The organism is Streptomyces viridochromogenes, from assembly GCF_001270495.1.
Lineage (GTDB): Bacteria > Actinomycetota > Actinomycetes > Streptomycetales > Streptomycetaceae > Streptomyces > Streptomyces viridochromogenes_A.
This window is the reverse complement of sequence record NZ_LGUR01000014.1, coordinates 75,591-89,923: the sequence shown is the minus strand read 5'-3', so window position 1 is coordinate 89,923 and position 14,333 is coordinate 75,591. Positions and strand designations below refer to the sequence as shown.

At 71.4% G+C, this 14,333-nt stretch carries 16 protein-coding genes; 7 read left to right on the top strand and 9 right to left on the bottom strand.

Translation table 11 applies throughout. The annotated features are described in order from the left end of the window. Positions 1-26: 26 nt before the first annotated feature. On the top strand, positions 27-665 hold the full coding sequence (locus tag ADK36_RS04140) for an ATP-dependent Clp protease proteolytic subunit (protein WP_048581972.1): 639 nt from the start codon (positions 27-29) through the stop codon (positions 663-665). A 1-nt stretch (position 666) separates the two neighbouring features. Continuing rightward, positions 667-1,269, top strand: coding sequence for a ClpP family protease (locus ADK36_RS04135; protein ID WP_048581973.1), 603 nt, complete (start codon positions 667-669; stop codon positions 1,267-1,269). A gap of 15 nt (positions 1,270-1,284) precedes the next feature. Here the strand turns inward: ADK36_RS04135 and ADK36_RS04130 are convergent, their stop codons facing one another. From ADK36_RS04130 to ADK36_RS04120, 3 genes are all read right to left on the bottom strand, one after another. Beyond that, a complete protein-coding gene (locus ADK36_RS04130; RefSeq protein WP_048581974.1) occupies positions 1,285-1,713 on the bottom strand; it encodes a helix-turn-helix domain-containing protein in 429 nt (142 codons plus the stop codon). A 77-nt stretch (positions 1,714-1,790) separates the two neighbouring features. Continuing rightward, the gene (locus ADK36_RS04125; protein WP_048581975.1) at positions 1,791-2,246 is read right to left on the bottom strand and encodes an ATP-binding protein; all 456 of its coding nucleotides are present in this window, start codon (positions 2,244-2,246) and stop codon (positions 1,791-1,793) included. A gap of 98 nt (positions 2,247-2,344) precedes the next feature. Beyond that, on the bottom strand, positions 2,345-3,613 hold the full coding sequence (locus ADK36_RS04120; RefSeq protein WP_159029171.1) for a DUF6777 domain-containing protein: 1,269 nt from the start codon (positions 3,611-3,613) through the stop codon (positions 2,345-2,347). A 280-nt stretch (positions 3,614-3,893) separates the two neighbouring features. Here ADK36_RS04120 and ADK36_RS04115 point away from each other — a divergent pair, with 280 nt between their 5' ends. Beyond that, the gene (locus tag ADK36_RS04115; protein WP_048581977.1) at positions 3,894-5,180 is read left to right on the top strand and encodes a streptophobe family protein; all 1,287 of its coding nucleotides are present in this window, start codon (positions 3,894-3,896) and stop codon (positions 5,178-5,180) included. Positions 5,181-5,216: 36 nt separating this feature from the next. Here the strand turns inward: ADK36_RS04115 and ADK36_RS04110 are convergent, their stop codons facing one another. From ADK36_RS04110 to ADK36_RS04095, 4 genes are read right to left on the bottom strand one after another with little or no spacing between them, the layout of a single operon-like run. Further along, positions 5,217-6,215, bottom strand: a complete 999-nt coding sequence (locus tag ADK36_RS04110) for a serine/threonine-protein kinase (RefSeq protein ID WP_048581978.1) — start codon at positions 6,213-6,215, stop codon at positions 5,217-5,219. Next, complete coding sequence (locus ADK36_RS04105) at positions 6,205-6,753, bottom strand: hypothetical protein (RefSeq protein ID WP_048581979.1); 549 nt, start codon at positions 6,751-6,753, stop codon at positions 6,205-6,207. Before ADK36_RS04105 ends, ADK36_RS04110 begins: the two co-directional genes overlap by 11 nt. A 9-nt stretch (positions 6,754-6,762) precedes the next feature. Further along, positions 6,763-9,108 (bottom strand): FHA domain-containing protein, encoded by a 2,346-nt coding sequence (locus ADK36_RS04100; protein WP_048581980.1) that lies wholly within the window; start codon positions 9,106-9,108, stop codon positions 6,763-6,765. A 48-nt stretch (positions 9,109-9,156) separates the two neighbouring features. Next, entirely contained in the window at positions 9,157-9,567 is a 411-nt protein-coding gene (locus ADK36_RS04095) for a hypothetical protein (protein WP_048581981.1), read from the bottom strand. Positions 9,568-9,949: 382 nt separating this feature from the next. On the opposite strand from ADK36_RS04095, the gene ADK36_RS04090 reads away from it, so the two are divergent. Beyond that, positions 9,950-10,333: a nuclear transport factor 2 family protein gene (locus ADK36_RS04090; RefSeq protein WP_048581982.1), complete on the top strand. Its 384-nt coding sequence runs from the start codon at positions 9,950-9,952 to the stop codon at positions 10,331-10,333. Between the two features lie 72 nt (positions 10,334-10,405). Further along, on the top strand, positions 10,406-10,693 hold the full coding sequence (locus tag ADK36_RS04085) for a DUF1905 domain-containing protein (protein WP_048581983.1): 288 nt from the start codon (positions 10,406-10,408) through the stop codon (positions 10,691-10,693). Here ADK36_RS04085 and mgrA read toward each other — a convergent pair. After that, a complete protein-coding gene (mgrA, locus tag ADK36_RS04080) occupies positions 10,683-11,678 on the bottom strand; it encodes an L-glyceraldehyde 3-phosphate reductase (RefSeq protein ID WP_048581984.1) in 996 nt (331 codons plus the stop codon). The two genes, ADK36_RS04085 and mgrA, sit on opposite strands and share 11 nt — an antisense overlap. A 136-nt stretch (positions 11,679-11,814) precedes the next feature. Here mgrA and ADK36_RS04075 point away from each other — a divergent pair, with 136 nt between their 5' ends. Both ADK36_RS04075 and ADK36_RS04070 read left to right on the top strand, forming a co-directional pair. After that, the gene (locus ADK36_RS04075; RefSeq protein WP_048581985.1) at positions 11,815-12,702 is read left to right on the top strand and encodes a LysR substrate-binding domain-containing protein; all 888 of its coding nucleotides are present in this window, start codon (positions 11,815-11,817) and stop codon (positions 12,700-12,702) included. Positions 12,703-12,727: 25 nt separating this feature from the next. Then, positions 12,728-13,237, top strand: a complete 510-nt coding sequence (locus ADK36_RS04070) for a mycothiol transferase (RefSeq protein WP_048581986.1) — start codon at positions 12,728-12,730, stop codon at positions 13,235-13,237. Here ADK36_RS04070 and ADK36_RS04065 read toward each other — a convergent pair. Next, positions 13,225-14,289, bottom strand: coding sequence for an adenosine deaminase (locus tag ADK36_RS04065; protein WP_048581987.1), 1,065 nt, complete (start codon positions 14,287-14,289; stop codon positions 13,225-13,227). The two genes, ADK36_RS04070 and ADK36_RS04065, sit on opposite strands and share 13 nt — an antisense overlap. Positions 14,290-14,333: the final 44 nt, after the last annotated feature.

Sequence of the window (14,333 nt, the reverse complement as noted above, 5' to 3'; positions counted from 1 at the left end):
CATCCACGACACGACGAGGAGAACCGATGACACCACTCAGCACCCTCGCTCCGCGGGCGGAGGAGGGCGACACCCCGCCCACCCGCTTCGACGACCAGCTCGCGTCCCAACTGCTGGCGCAGCGCATCGTCCTGCTGGGCACCCAGGTCGACGAGGTCTCCGCGAACCGGGTCTGCGCCCAGCTGCTGATCCTGTCCGCGGAGGACCCGCGCACCGACATCGCCCTGTACATCAACAGCCCGGGCGGCTCGGTGCACGCGGGGCTCGCCATCTACGACACGATGCGGCTGATCCCGAACGACGTCTCGACGCTCGCCATGGGCTTCGCGGCCAGCATGGGCCAGTTCCTGCTCAGCGTCGGCGCCGAGGGCAAGCGGTACGCGCTGCCGAACGCGCGGATCATGATGCACCAGCCGTCGGCGGGCATCGGCGGCACCACCGCCGACATCGAGATCCAGGCGGAGAACCTGGAGTTCACCAAGAGGACCATCGAGCGGATCACCGCGGAGCACACCGGCCAGAGTCCGGAGACCATCTCCCGGGACGGTGACCGCGACCGCTGGTTCACGGCCGAGGAGGCCAGGGAGTACGGCATGGTGGACCGGGTGGTGGAGTCCCTCGCGGACGTCCGCCCGGCTTCCTCCCGACGACGGATGGGGCTGTGACATGGGGACCTACACGATTCCGAACGTCGTCGAGCGCACCCCGCAGGGCGAGCGGTCCTACGACGTGTTCAGCCGGCTGCTGTCGGAGCGGATCATCTTCCTCGGCACGGAGATCGACGACGGCGTCGCCAACGTCGTCATCGCGCAACTGCTCCATCTGGAGTCGGCGTCGCCGGAGAGCGAGGTCGCGATCTACATCAACTCCCCCGGCGGCTCGTTCACTTCGCTCATGGCGATCTACGACACGATGACGTACGTGCAGGCGCCGATCTCCACGTTCTGCGTGGGCCAGGCGGCGTCCACGGCGGCCGTACTGCTGGCCGGAGGGGATCCCGGGCGGCGGTTCGTGCTGGAGCACGCGCGGGTGCTGCTCGGTCAGCCCGCCAGCGGGGGCAGCCGGGGCGTGGTGTCCGATCTCGCCCTCCAGGCCAAGGAGATGGTCCGGATCCGCTCGCAGGTCGAGGAGGTGCTGGCCCGGCACACGCACCACGACATCGCGACGCTGCGCGCGGACATGGATCGCGACAAGGTGTTCACCGCCGAGGAGGCGGTGGCGTACGGGCTGGCCGACGAGGTGGTGAGCCGGCGCCTCGTGCGGGTCTGAGGCGCCGGCGCTTCCTCACGCCGCCAGGCACAGCCCGTCGTACCGCGCACCGGCCCTGCCGTGGCTGCCGCCCGGCACGTGGCGGCTGGTGAGCCGGACCAACTCGCCCTGCGCCAGCGACAGCAGGTCGCCGAGACCGAGTCCGAGGGCGTGGGCGGCGGCCGCGAGGACCTCCGAGGAGGCCTCCTTGCGGCCGCGCTCGACCTCCGAGAGGTACGGCATGGAGATCCGGGCCGCGTCGGCCACGTCCTTGAGCGTACGCTCCTGGGCGAGCCGCTCGCGGCGCAGGACGTCGCCGATCAGGTCGCGGAACAGCGGTTCCCTGGCCGCGGGGCCCGGCGGTGCGGCGGGGCCGGGCGGCATGGCCGCGGGGGCGGCCGGTGGGCGGGCGGCCGGTGGGCGCAAGGGAATGACGCGGGCTTCGTTCGGCGCTTGATTGCTCACTTTCCCAGCCTATGAGCGCGGCCCGCGAGGGGAAGGGATCGGCATTCCGCCCTGGGGGAAATCGCGGCCCCGGACCGTCACGCGTCGGTCAGCGGCAGCACCGCGCGCACCAGTTTGCCGACCGGCACCCTTTCCACGGCGACCTCCGCGGCAAGGGCGTGCACTATCTCCAGACCGTGTCGGCCGACCCGTTCCGGATCCTTGGGGTAGCGGCGGGGCAGGGCGGAGCTGCTGTCGTACACGCAGACCGTCACCGCGTCGTCCGTGCCCGCCAGGTCCAGGATGTACGGGCCGTTGCTGTGCCGGTCGGCGTTGGTGACCAGCTCGCTGACCACGAGGAGGACCTTGTCCTCGGCGGGCTGCCCGATCGTGGCGCACCACTCGGTCCGGAGCCGGCCGAGGAAGAGCGCGGCGAAGGACCGTGCCTCGGCGATGCATCCCGGTTCGCCGCTGTAGTGCGCCGCCCGCCGTAGCGGTTCCACGGGCACGTCGAAACCAGTCGGAATCACTGCCCCGTCCACGTGCTCGATCATGCGTTTCTCTCTCGGAAGCCGGACTGGCCGGACGCTGCTGCACCAGTCCTCGTACCCAGAGCGGAGCCGCGCAGTCACCGTGCAGGTGGCGCCGTACGTCACAGCGAGGGGGACGACGTCCGCGTGTCCACGGATCCCGACTGTGACTCGGTGGTCGTCTCCTCCTCCGGCGGCGGCTGGGACGACGTGGTGGTCCCTGGCGACTCGGGCTTCGTCGTCGACTCGGGCTTCGTCGTCGACTCGTCCTTGGTCGGCTCGTCCTTCGACGGCTCGTCCTTCGTCGACTCGTCCTTCGTCGACTCGTCCTTCGACGACTCGTCCTTCGACGACTCGTCCTTCGACGGCTTGTCCTTCGACGGCTCGTCCTTCGACGACGGCGTGGACGGGGCGGTCGACGTCGGGGAGCTCGGTGCCGTCGGCGTCGACACGCTCACCGACGGGGAGGGCTTCGGCGGGCGCTTGGTCTTCTTGTCCTTGTCGGTCTCGTCGCCACGGTGGCGGGCGATCCACTCGTCGCGGTCGTGGTCGTAGATGACGAACTCGTTGACGATCTTCGTCGAGGGCATGACCACCACGACGTTCGAGGAGCGGTACGACGGCCAGGAGTCACCGGTCTGCTTGAGCGTGCCCTGCCGGGCGATCGGCGAGGTCAGCGGGTTACCGCAGGCGCAGCGCACCCGGGGCACCCCATGGGCGTCCACGAGGACCGCCGTACTGGACTGGAGGACGGCCTGGAAGCCGTTGGCTGCGCCCTCGCGGTAGCCGTGGTTGGTGACGCGGGTGTCCATGCGCAGCTGAACGGGGGTGAGCGAGCGCAGATAGGCGGGGACGTCGGAGGGCTCGACGCGGGCGACCGCCGCGAACGCCCGGTTCTTCTCCGGGGCCGCCTGGAAGTTCTGGACCTGCTTCTCCACGTCACAGCTGGCGACGTTGCGCTTGCCGCTGTAGAGGCCGGCCGCACCGCCGTCGACGCCTCGTACGGTGTTCGACGGCGTCGCCGACTCGGTGGCCGGGGTCGGGGTGATGTCCGGGCCGGACCTGTCCGTGGCCGTCGACTCGGTGAAGGGATCGGGGCCCGTACTGCCCGCGGACTGGAGGAAGACCTCTCCCCCCACCGTGTCGCCGGTGCCGCCGCCACCGCGGGAGAGGACGACGGCGAGGATTACGGCGGCCACGACCACGGTGGAGAGCACCGCGATACGGGGAACGGACTTCCACCAGGGGTGGTGGGGTTCAGGACTCGGCGCTCCCGCTCCGCTGCCGGACGGGGGCGGAGCGGGCGGACCCGAGGGCGGCTGGGACGGGCCCGACAGGGGGCCCGAGGGCGGCCCTGTGGGACGGCCGGACGACGGAGGTTCGACGCTCACGAGACCTTCTTCCCGGCGCAGGATTCCTGCGGGATTCCCTGCACGGAATGCCTACGACGCCTATGCCTTCTCTGCCCTTGTCTGCCCTTGCTGCGTTCTCTGCCCTGGCGCGTTCTGCGCCCTTGCCGCGTTCTCCGGCATTACGACTTGCCGCTTTTACCACTCCTATCACCTTTGCGCAGTTATCCCATTCTGTGCTCCGGTGTCACGCCGCCCGCAAGCCGACGCGGACGGCCCCTCCGGCAGGCGAGCCGCCGGGGCGCTGCTTAGCGTGGGCAGAGTGAGCGCGCACGCCCCCTCCCGTCCGGCCGTGGCCGCCCATGGCTGGGTGCAGGCTCTGGTCACGGTGCTGGCCGGGCTGGTCGCCATGGGAGTGGTGGCGGCGCTGGGCCTGTGGGCGGCCGGAGCCGCGGACCTCCCCGACAACGCCTTCCCGCGGGTGGTCGCGGCGACCGTGGTCACGGCGGTCGGCGGCACGATCGAGCTCTCGGGAAATGCCGGAGGGCTGGCCGAGTCCGACGCCGCGCTCACCGTGATCCCGCTGTCCGTCACGCTCGCCGGCGCTCTCGTCGTGGCCGCCGGTTTCCTGCGGCCGCTGCGGCACCGGGCGGTCGCCGGCGCCGGGGAGCTGGCCGGATGGGCCGCCAGGATCGCCGTACTGTGGCTGGTCGCGCTCCTAGCGCTGTCCTTCTCCGCCCGCCAGACCTTCTCCCTCTCCCTCGGCGACCTCGGGGAGGACGCGCTCGGCGATCTCGGTGACCTGTTCGGCATCTCACCCGAGGTCGGCTTCACGACCGACGTCCCGGCGACCGTGTTCTTCGGCCTGCTGTGGCTGGCGGGCGTGCTGGTGCTGGCCCTGCTGGTCTCGCGCGGGGCTCCGCTGCCGGGCCGGCTGCTGCGCTTCCAGGAGTCGGTGCGGCCGGCCGCGTACGCCATGGTGGCGCTGCTGCTCGCCTGTGTCGTGCTGGGTGCGGTCATCGGTCTGGTCGTCGCGGCGACCCGCGAGCACCCGGCCGAGACACTGGCGGTCATCCTGCTCGGCCTGCCCAACCTGGTGTGGCTCGCCCTCACGATCGGGCTCGGCGCCACCTGGGACGGCCGGGTGGACGGGACGTTCGGGCTGCCCATGCCGCATCTGCTCGACGAGGTGCTGCGTGGCCGTGACGTCGCCGAGCTGGATCTGGGCAGCCTCGCCGAGCACGACGGCCGGGTGTGGTGGCTGGTCGCCGTCGACGCGGTCCTGCTCCTGGCCGCCGCGTTCGTGATGGCGAGGCGTTCACCCGCCCGGATGCGCGCCTGGCAGCACGGCGTGCACATGGCGGTCGCGCTCGCCCTCACGGTGCTGATGATCTGCCTCCTCGCCCGGACCTCCGCCCACTACGGCCTGTCGGTCCTGGGGATCGGTGACCTGGGCGGGGACCTCGGTGGCGAACTGTTCCTGAGGCCGCAGGTGTGGAGCGCCGTCGGTTTCGCACTGCTGTGGGGGCTGGTCACCGGCTTCCTCGGCGGCCTGCCGGCGCGGCGGCTGCGGCACCGGGGCGAGGTCGCGGTGCGCGCGCGAGGCTGAACAGAGGTCCGTGGCACAGGGCGATCGGGACGCCGTTCACTGCCGGAAGACCGGCTGGGCCCAGCCTGGCGGGGGCTTAGGTATGTCCTTGGCGGGCTCTTGCGGGGGGCCTACGACCTCGTGGTCGACTTGTGTCGCCGGGCGGCCGGCCGCCGGACCACCGGTCATGGCGGCGCGCAGGTCGGCGACGAAACCGAGACAGGAGTCCTGACGGTCGTCCGGGCTCTTGGCCAGCGCGCGGGCGAACACGGCGTCGACGGGCGGGGCCAGGTCCGGGCGCTCCTCGGTCAAGGGCGGCGGCTCGTCGTACTGGTGGGCCCACAGCAGGGCCATGTCCTCGTCGCGGCGGAACGGCGGGTGGCCCGTCAGGCATTCGTAGATCACGCAGGCGAAGCCGTAGACGTCGCAGCGTGCGTCGACCGGCTTTCCCGAGATCTGCTCGGGGGACACGTAGTCGAGCGTGCCGACGAACTGGCCGACGGTCGTGAGGCCGGTCAGGGACAGTGACTTCTTCGTCAGGCCGAAGTCGGTGAGGTAGGCGTGCTCGGGGTGGTCGCTGTCGGTGCCGCGGGCGACGAGGATGTTGCCGGGTTTCACATCCCGGTGGACCAGGCCGTGCTCGTGTGCCGCGTCGAGGGCGGAGGCCACCTGTGAGGCGATGCGGACGGCCGTCGCGGGTGTCAGCGGGCCCTGGCTGTCCAGGAGATGGCGCAGATCGCTGCCGGCGACGTAGCGCATCGCGATGTACAGGACGCCGTCCGTCTCGCCCGCCTCGAAGACCGGCACGATGTGCGGATGGTCGATCGCGGCGGCCGTCCGGGACTCGTGGGTGAAGCGGCGGCGGAAGGTGTCGTTGCGGGCGAGTTCGGGGGCGAGGAGCTTCAGCGCGACGGTGCGGTGCAGGTGCAGGTCCTTCGCCCGGTAGACCACGGCCATGCCGCCGCGGCCGATCTCGCGCTCGATGCGGTAGCCCGCGACCTGGCGGCCGATCAGCTCGGAGGGCCGACCGGAGAAGAGGCTCGTGTCACGGACCATCGGGTGTCACGACCCGGGTCGGGGCATGGCCGGGATCGGCCGCGGCGGCGCGGGGGCCGTCGTCCGTGGCGTAGGTGCTCAGTTGCGTGCCGTCCACGTACTCCCACCGCCCGTGCTCGGCGTCGTACAGCCACATGGACTCCCCGTCGACGACCACCCCGATCCGCAGCCCCGAGGTGCGGGTGCGGAAGGACTCGCCGTCCAGGCCGCCGGACGCCAGCTCCTCCACCACGGACCGGTAGTCGGCCAGCACCCGTTCGACCTGGGTGAGCAGCGGGCGCGGGTCGGCCGTGCGGGTGACCGGGTCGCCGTCGGCGGTGGGCGGGTCCTGGGGTACGGCGACCAGGAAGCGGCCGTCGACCCAGGCCGACCAGCCGTTGGCGCACAGGACGTGCCCCCAGTCACCCCGCCGTTCGACGAGCTGGACCGGCAGGAACGCGTCGAGGGACACGGTGGGCCGGGCGGGGTCGGGCTCCTCCCAGGCGGGCATGCCGCGCTGGGGGACGACGTGGGTGGGCCGGAAGCCGAGGGAGGTCATCGTCGGCGCCTACTTCCGCATCACGACGGCTTCGCGCCGGCGCAGCAGCCGGGGGACGAGGTGGCCGAAGACCACGGAGAGCACGACCAGCATGGCCACGTTGAACAGCCACACGCCCGCCGAGTGCTCGAACAGCGGATCGCCGGTCAGGTCGCCGGGCGCGATCCGGGCCAGGTCGACGGTGCCGGCCATCGCGGCGAACGCCCACCGCGAGGGCACCAGCCAGGACAGCTGCTCCAGACCGGGGACGTCGTCGAGCTTCAGCAGGGCGCCGCAGAAGACCACTTGGACGAGGGCGAGCAGCACCAGCAGCGGCATGGTCACCTCCTCCTTGGGCACCAGCGCGGAGACGACCAGGCCGAGCATCATCGCCGTGACGGCCAGCAGCGCGACGGCGACGGTGATCTCGACGAGGGGCGGCATCGACACGCCTTCGCCGCCGGGGGCGTCGAGGTCGACGCCGAGCAGCGCGACCAGGGTCAGGACGACCGCCTGGAGCACGGTGATCGTCCCCAGGACCACCACCTTGGACAGCACGTACGCCGACCTGGACAGGCCGACGGCCCGCTCGCGCCGGTAGATGACGCGCTCCCTGACGAGTTCGCGCACGGCGTTCGCCGCGCCCGCGAGGACGCCGCCGACGCACAGGATCAGCAGCGTGCTGGTCGCCTTGCCCTGGGTGAGCCTGCCGCCCGCCAGGGCGCGGGCCATCACCCCCGTCACGAGCGGCAGGGCGATCACGACGGCGAGGAAGGCGCGGTCGGCGCCGAGCACCGCGGCACAGCGGCGGATCAGGGTGCCGAGCTGGGCGCGACGGCCGCGCGGCCGGGGCGGCCGGGTGATGAGGACCGGGCCGGTGCGGGGCTGCCGGGGCTGCCCGGCGGCGTCGGCGACGTACTGCCGGTGGAAGAGGGAGGCGCGGTAGTCGCCTGCCCAGTCCCGCTCCTGGTCGCCCTCCAATGCCTCGAGGGCCTGCGGCCAGTGCTCGAAGCCGAAGAAGAGCAGGGTCTCCCCGGGCGGGCCGTAGTAGGCGATCCGTCCCCCTGGGGCGAGGACGAGGAGCCGGTCGCAGATGTCGAGGCTGAGCAGGCTGTCGGTGACGACGATGACGGTGCGGCCGCCGTCGGCGAGGCCGCGCAGCATCTGCATCACCGAGCGGTCCATGCCGGGGGCGAGGCCGGAGGTCGGTTCGTCGAGGAACAGCAGCGACGGCCTGGTCAGCAGTTCCAGGGCGACGCCGGCGCGCTTGCGCCGGTCGCCGGACAGGCTGTGCACGGGCTGGTCGGCGCACTGTTCCAGACCCAGCTCGTGGAGGACCTCGTCGACCCGGGCCAGGCGCTCGGCCTTGGCGGTGTCCTGGGGAAAGCGCAGTTCGGCGGCGTAGGACAGGGCGCGGCGGGCGGTGAGCCGGGCGTGCAGGATGTCGTCCCGCGGGACCAGGCCGATGCGCTGACGCAGCTCGGCGTAGTCCCGGTAGAGGTCGCGGCCGTCGTAGAGCACGGTGCCGTGGTCGGCTGGGCGCCGGCCGGTGAGGGCGTTCAGCAGCGTGGACTTCCCGGCGCCGCTCGGGCCGACGACGGCGAGCAGGCACTTCTCCCCCACCGGGAAGGAGACGTTGTCGAGGAGAAGCCTGCGGCCGTGGTCGACGGCGACCGCGAGGTCCTGCACCTCCAGGGAGATCTCGCCGGTGTCGACGTACTCCTGCATCTGGTCCCCGACCAGGCAGAACGCGGAGTGGCCGATGCCGAGTACGTCTCCGGGGCCGACCAGGGCGCTGGTGACGGAACTGCCGTTCAGGTAGGTCCCGTTGTGACTGCCCAGGTCGGTGATCTCGTAGGTCCCGTCGGGCAGGGCGCGCAGCTCGGCGTGGCGGCGGGAGACGGTCAGGTCCTCGACGACCAGGTCGTTGTCGGCGGCGCGACCGATGCGGACGGCGCGGGCGGGCAGCGGCCGGACGGTGGTGGGCCGGCGGAACGTGCCCGTCAGACCGGGCATGGAGACCGCCGAGGGCCGTTCCGGCGCTCCGCCCGGGGGGCTGCGGTCCAGCAGCAGCACGCGGGGGCCGTCGGACGGGTTGCCGAAGCGGATGACGGTTCCGGGGCCTACGTCCCACTCGTGGATGCGTCGGCCGTCGGTGTAGGTGCCGTTGGTGCTGTTCTCGTCCTCGAGGGTCCAGTGGTCGGCGTCGGGGCGCAGCACCGCGTGATGCCAGGAGACACGGGCGTCGTCGATGACGATGTCGCTGAGGGGATCACGTCCGACGCGGTAGTCACGGCCCGGGGTCATCACGGTGGATCCCGACTCGGTCTCCAGGACGAGTACGGGCGCAGTCGGTGCGGCCGGTCGCTCCGCCATGCCCTGATTCTATCGATCTGCCCCTGTATATGCCTGCCTGCCCCGGGGTCAGGCCACGGGCACCACCAGGATCGGGAGGGTCCGCTGCATCCGCAGGGCGTCCACCGACTCGGCGAGCAGTTCGTACTCGGTGGTCTCGTCGCTCACGGCGATCCGCACCATCCGCCCCGCCGCCAACTCGTCGGCGACCAGTTCCTGTCGGCTCACGTCACCGCACCAGGCGCGCAGCACGGCAGGCACGTCGGGCACATTGTCGGCGACCGGGACGAGCGCACTCGGCGGGAAGTGCTCGGCGTCCGGTCGCGGGTCTAATCGCTCGGCGATCCAGGAGGCCCGGTCCCGTAACCACCACAGCGCCAAGGCCAGGGTGGGTGCCCGGTAGGTTCCCAGAGGTACGCCTATGCGCCGGCCGCCGCAGACGCCGTATGCGGTGACATGGCACAGGAACTCGTCGTGCACGTAGCCTCCCCCGTGTTGCCGTTTTCGCCTGTCGGCGGTCCTCGCTTTCCATGCGGCTCGTGAGCGGTGCGTGAGGGAGCCGTCGCCCCATGTGAGGCACCCTCGTAGTCGAGTATGTTCACTACTGAAACACTGTCACCACGACTTTCCGGCCAGTCTCCTGGCATATTCACAGCCCGTGTTGGCCGAAATACGGCGGGTGCACGCCAAGCGTGCGTCGAGCGGGACGTCGAGCAGGCGTCAAGCCGAGGTGCGGCCGGGCCATTACCCCGGGAGTAATCGAGCTTTCCACGGCGGGCGGGAATCGTTGCGGGCACCGGGTCGCCGCGCGCGGATCCCGGTTCCGACCAGCAGTGACGACCTCGTTGGAGGCTGATTCCCCATGCCCGCATCCACCGACCGATACGACATCGCCGTCGCCCGCTACTTCGAGGCCTGGAACACCCGCGAGCCCGAGGCGCTGGCCCGGGCGGTCGCCCTCGCGTGGGCCCCGCAGGGCGGCTACACCGACCCCCTCGCGGACGTCCGCGGCTACGAGGGGATCGTGGCCGTCGTCGCGGCGGCGCAGGCGCGGTTCCAAGGGTTCGGCTTCCGGCGGACCGGATCCGTGGACGGCCACCACGACACGGCGCGCTTCGCCTGGGAACTCGTGCGGGAGGCCGACGGAACGGCTCCGGTCGCAAGGTCCGACGTGATCACACTGGACGCCGAGGGACAGATCATGTCCGTCCTGGGGTTCCTGGACCGGGTGCCCGCCGAGACGTGAGCGATGAGTTCGGTGCCTCGCGGCGGTCTGCCCCGTGAAGGCCGTAAGAGACCGCCGCGAACGGAGAACACCATGACCACGAGCGGGAAAGTGGACGCGGAATTCACCGCCGTCCTGCTCAAGAGCCCCAGTGAGGGCGGCTGGACCTATGTCGTCTGGCCGGAGTCCGTCGACTTCTTCGGTACCCGTGGACTGGTCAAGGTCCGGGGGACCGTCGACGGACATCCGTTCCAGAGTTCGTTCATGGCCCTCGGAGACGGCACCCACAAGCTTCCCGTCAAGGCCGAGGTGCGCAAGGCCGTCGGGAAGCAGGAGGGCGACTCGGTGACCGTGCGGCTGACGGAGCGGCTCAGCCCTTGAGGATCGCGTCGATCCGGTCCAGTTCCTCCGCGTCGAAGGCCAGGTTGCGGGTGGCGGCGACGCTGTCCTCGATCTGCTGCGCGCTGCTCGCACCGACGAGCGCCGAGGTCACCCGGCCGCCGCGCAGAACCCAGGCCAGGGCCAGCTGGGCCAGGGTCTGGCCACGGGACTCGGCGATCTCGTTCAGGGCGCGCAGCTTGCCCAGCAGTTCCTCGGTGATCGCGTCGGCGTTCAGGAACGGACTGCCGCTCGCGGCCCGCGAGTCCTGCGGGATGCCGCCGAGGTAGCGGGAGGTCAGCTGGCCCTGCGCCAGCGGGGAGAAGACGATCGAGCCGACCTCCAGCTCGTCCAGGGCGTCGAGGAGCCCCTCCTCCTCGGGGCGGCGGTTCAGCATCGAGTAGGCCGGCTGGTGGATGAGCAGCGGGGTGCCCAGCTCGCCCAGGATGCGGGCGGCCTCCCGGGTCTGCTCGGCCGAGTAGTTGGAGATGCCCACGTACAGCGCCTTGCCCTGCTGCACCGCCGAGTGCAGGGCGCCCATCGTCTCCTCCAGCGGAGTGTCAGGGTCGGGTCGGTGCGAGTAGAAGATGTCGACGTAGTCCAGGCCCATCCGCTTCAGGCTCTGGTCGAGCGAGGACAGCAGGTACTTGCGCGAGCCCCACTCGCCGTACGGGCCGGGCCACATCAGATAGCCGGCCTTGGTGGAGATGATCAGCTCGTCGCGGTACGGCGCGAAGTCCGCCTTCAGCGCCTCGCCGAACGCCGACTCGGCGGCCCCGGGCGGCGGGCCGTAGTTGTTGGCCAGGTCGAAGTGGGTGACGCCGAGGTCGAAGGCGCGGCGCAGGATGGCCCGCTGGTGCTCGACCGAGCGGTCGGCCGGGCCGAAGTTGTGCCACAGGCCGAGGGACAGCGCCGGGAGCTTGAGGCCGCTGCGTCCGGTGCGCCGGTAGGGCATGTCCGCGTAGCGGTCGGTGTGTGCGGTGTACAACGCGACTCCAGAGGGGTTGGCACACGAAGGCCGGCTCCGAGGAACCGGTGTTCAGTCGCCCTCCACTCTGTCGCGACCTGCGGGCAGTGGTCCAACAGGTAAATCAGATGGGATTCAGCGGCTACGCTGCTCAATCATGGAACTGCGCCATCTCCAGCACTTCGTGGCGGTCGCCGAGGACCAGCACTTCACCAGGGCGGCCGAACGCCTGATGGTGTCCCAGTCGGGCCTGTCGGCCTCGATCCGGGCGCTGGAGCGGGAGTTGCAGACCCCGCTGTTCGTGCGGACGACCCGCCGGGTGACGCTCACCCCGGCCGGGCGCGCGCTGCTGTGCGAGGCGGAACGGATCCTCGCGCAGGTGCGGGCCGCCCACGAGGCGGTGGCCGCCGTACAGGGCGTGCTGCGCGGGATACTGGCGCTGGGGTCCGAGCAGTGCATCGCGGGGGTGCATGTGGCGGGGCTGCTCGCGGCCTTCCGGCGGCAGCATCCGGACGTGGAGATCTGCCTTCGCCAGGCGGGTTCGGGCGCGCTCGCGGAGGAGGTCGCGGCCGGACGCCTCGATCTGGCCTTCGCCGTGCGGGCCGCGCAGGAGGACACCGATCAGCTGCGGGTCGTACCGCTCACGGGCGAGCCGATGACCGTCCTGTGTCACCCCAGCCACCGGCTCGCGGCGGCCGGCGCCGCCGTCACTCCGGAGGAGCTGGGCGGCGAGGTCTTCGTGGACTTCCACCCGGACTGGGGGCCGCGCCGCACCACCGACGCCGTCTTCGCGGCGGCGGGCGTACGGCGGACCGTCGCCCTGGAGGTCAACGACGTGCACAGCCTCCTGGACCTGGTGGACGAGGACCTCGGCGTGGCCGTCGTACCGCGCCATTTCCGGCACAAGCGAAGCTCACTGACCGCATTGCCCGTCAAGGGCACCGGCGAGACCGTCTACGAGACGGTCGCCCTGCTGCCGCCCCCGCAGGCCACGAGCCCGGCGGCGCGGGCCCTCATGGCGCTGCTCGAGACGGAAGGCGCGTGACGGACGGGTGCGCGATGGTGGAGCCATGCATGCCAAGGACATCCTCATCGACGGATTCAACCGCATCCAGGAAGAAGTCCACGCCGCCGTCCAGGACCTCGACCCCGAAGCCCTGCACGCCCGCCCCTCCCCCGACGCCAACTCCATCGCCTGGCTGGTCTGGCATCTCACCCGCGTCCAGGACGACCACATCGCCGACGCCTTCGGTCTCGACCAGGTCTGGCTGACCCAGGACTTCCAGAAGACCTTCGGCCTCGACCTGCCGCGCCACGACACCGGCTACGGCCATACCGCCGCGAAGGTCGCCAAGGTGCGGGTCGACTCGGGCGACCTGCTGACCGGCTACTACGACGCCGTGCACGCCCAGTCCCTGGGGGCCCTGCGCGAGGTGGCCGCCAAGGATCTGGAGCGCGTTGTGGACGAGCGCTGGGATCCGCCGGTCACCCTGGGGGTACGGCTGGTCAGCGTCCTGTCCGACGATCTTCAGCACGTCGGACAGGCCGCCTATGTGCGTGGGCTGCTTCAGAGCGCGTAGCCCGGGAGGACGACGTTCTCGATGAGGGCCTTGCGCTCGTCGAACGGGATGAACGCGCTCTTCAGGGCGTTCACCGTGACGGTGCGCAGGTCCTCGACCGTCCAGCCGGCCTCCTCGACCAGCAGCGACATCTCGCGGGTCATCGTCGTGCCCGACACCAGCCGGTTGTCGGTGTTGAGGGTGACGCGGAAGCCGAGGTCCTTCAGCGCGGTGATCGGGTGCTCGGCGATGGAGGTGGCGGCCCCGGTCTGGAGGTTGGACGTCGGGCACATCTCCAGCGCGACACGGCGGTCGCGCACCCAGCCGGCGAGGCGGCCGAGCTTGCCGTCCACGATGTCGTCGGTGATCCGCACACCGTGGCCGAGGCGCTGGGCGCCGCAGACCTGGAGGGCCTGGTGGATGCTGGACAGGCCGTCGGCCTCACCGGCGTGGATGGTGAACGGCACGCTCTCGCGGCGCAGGTGCTCGAAGGCGTCCAGGTGGTCGGCCGCGGGGAAGCCCGCCTCGGCGCCGGCGATGTCGAAGCCGACGACACCGGCGTCCCGGAAGGCCACGGCGAGGTCGGCGGCCTCGCGCACCCGGTCGAACATCCGCATCCCGCACAGCAGCGTGCCGACGCGCACCGGAGTTCCGGCGGCCGCGGCCTTCGCCATACCGGCGGCGAGCCCCTCCTGGACGGTCTCGACGACCTCGGCGAGGGTCAGCCCGCCGTTGGTGTTCAGCTCGGGGGCGTAGCGCACCTCGCCGTAGACGACGCCGTCGGCGGCCAGGTCGAGGACGTACTCCTCGGCGGTGCGCAGCAGGCCCTCGCGGGACTGCATCACGGCGAGGGTGTGCTCGAAGGTGGCTATGTAGCGGACCAGGTCGCCGGAGTTCGCGGCCTCGAAGTACCAGGCGGCGAGCTCGTCCGGGTCGGTGGTGGGCAGGGTGTGGCCGACCTCGGCCGCGAGCTCCACCACGGTGGCGGGGCGCAGGCCGCCGTCGAGGTGGTCGTGCAGGACGGCCTTGGGGAGGCGGCGGATCGTTTCGGCGTCTACGCGCGTAGCAGTCATGGCGAGGTCTTTCCTTGAGCCTGGAGCGGGGCGGTTCGGAGGGG

Excerpts from the sequence above, each read along its gene's own strand:
- ADK36_RS04140 (WP_048581972.1), top strand. The coding sequence starts at position 27 with ATGACACCACTCAGCACCCTCGCTCCGCGGGCGGAGGAGGGCGACACC.
- ADK36_RS04135 (WP_048581973.1), top strand. The coding sequence starts at position 667 with ATGGGGACCTACACGATTCCGAACGTCGTCGAGCGCACCCCGCAGGGC.
- ADK36_RS04125 (WP_048581975.1), bottom strand. The coding sequence starts at position 2,246 with ATGATCGAGCACGTGGACGGGGCAGTGATTCCGACTGGTTTCGACGTG.
- ADK36_RS04110 (WP_048581978.1), bottom strand. The coding sequence starts at position 6,215 with ATGGTCCGTGACACGAGCCTCTTCTCCGGTCGGCCCTCCGAGCTGATC.
- ADK36_RS04105 (WP_048581979.1), bottom strand. The coding sequence starts at position 6,753 with ATGACCTCCCTCGGCTTCCGGCCCACCCACGTCGTCCCCCAGCGCGGC.
- ADK36_RS04100 (WP_048581980.1), bottom strand. The coding sequence starts at position 9,108 with ATGGCGGAGCGACCGGCCGCACCGACTGCGCCCGTACTCGTCCTGGAG.
- ADK36_RS04090 (WP_048581982.1), top strand. The coding sequence starts at position 9,950 with ATGCCCGCATCCACCGACCGATACGACATCGCCGTCGCCCGCTACTTC.
- ADK36_RS04085 (WP_048581983.1), top strand. The coding sequence starts at position 10,406 with ATGACCACGAGCGGGAAAGTGGACGCGGAATTCACCGCCGTCCTGCTC.
- ADK36_RS04075 (WP_048581985.1), top strand. The coding sequence starts at position 11,815 with ATGGAACTGCGCCATCTCCAGCACTTCGTGGCGGTCGCCGAGGACCAG.
- ADK36_RS04070 (WP_048581986.1), top strand. The coding sequence starts at position 12,728 with ATGCATGCCAAGGACATCCTCATCGACGGATTCAACCGCATCCAGGAA.
- ADK36_RS04065 (WP_048581987.1), bottom strand. The coding sequence starts at position 14,289 with ATGACTGCTACGCGCGTAGACGCCGAAACGATCCGCCGCCTCCCCAAG.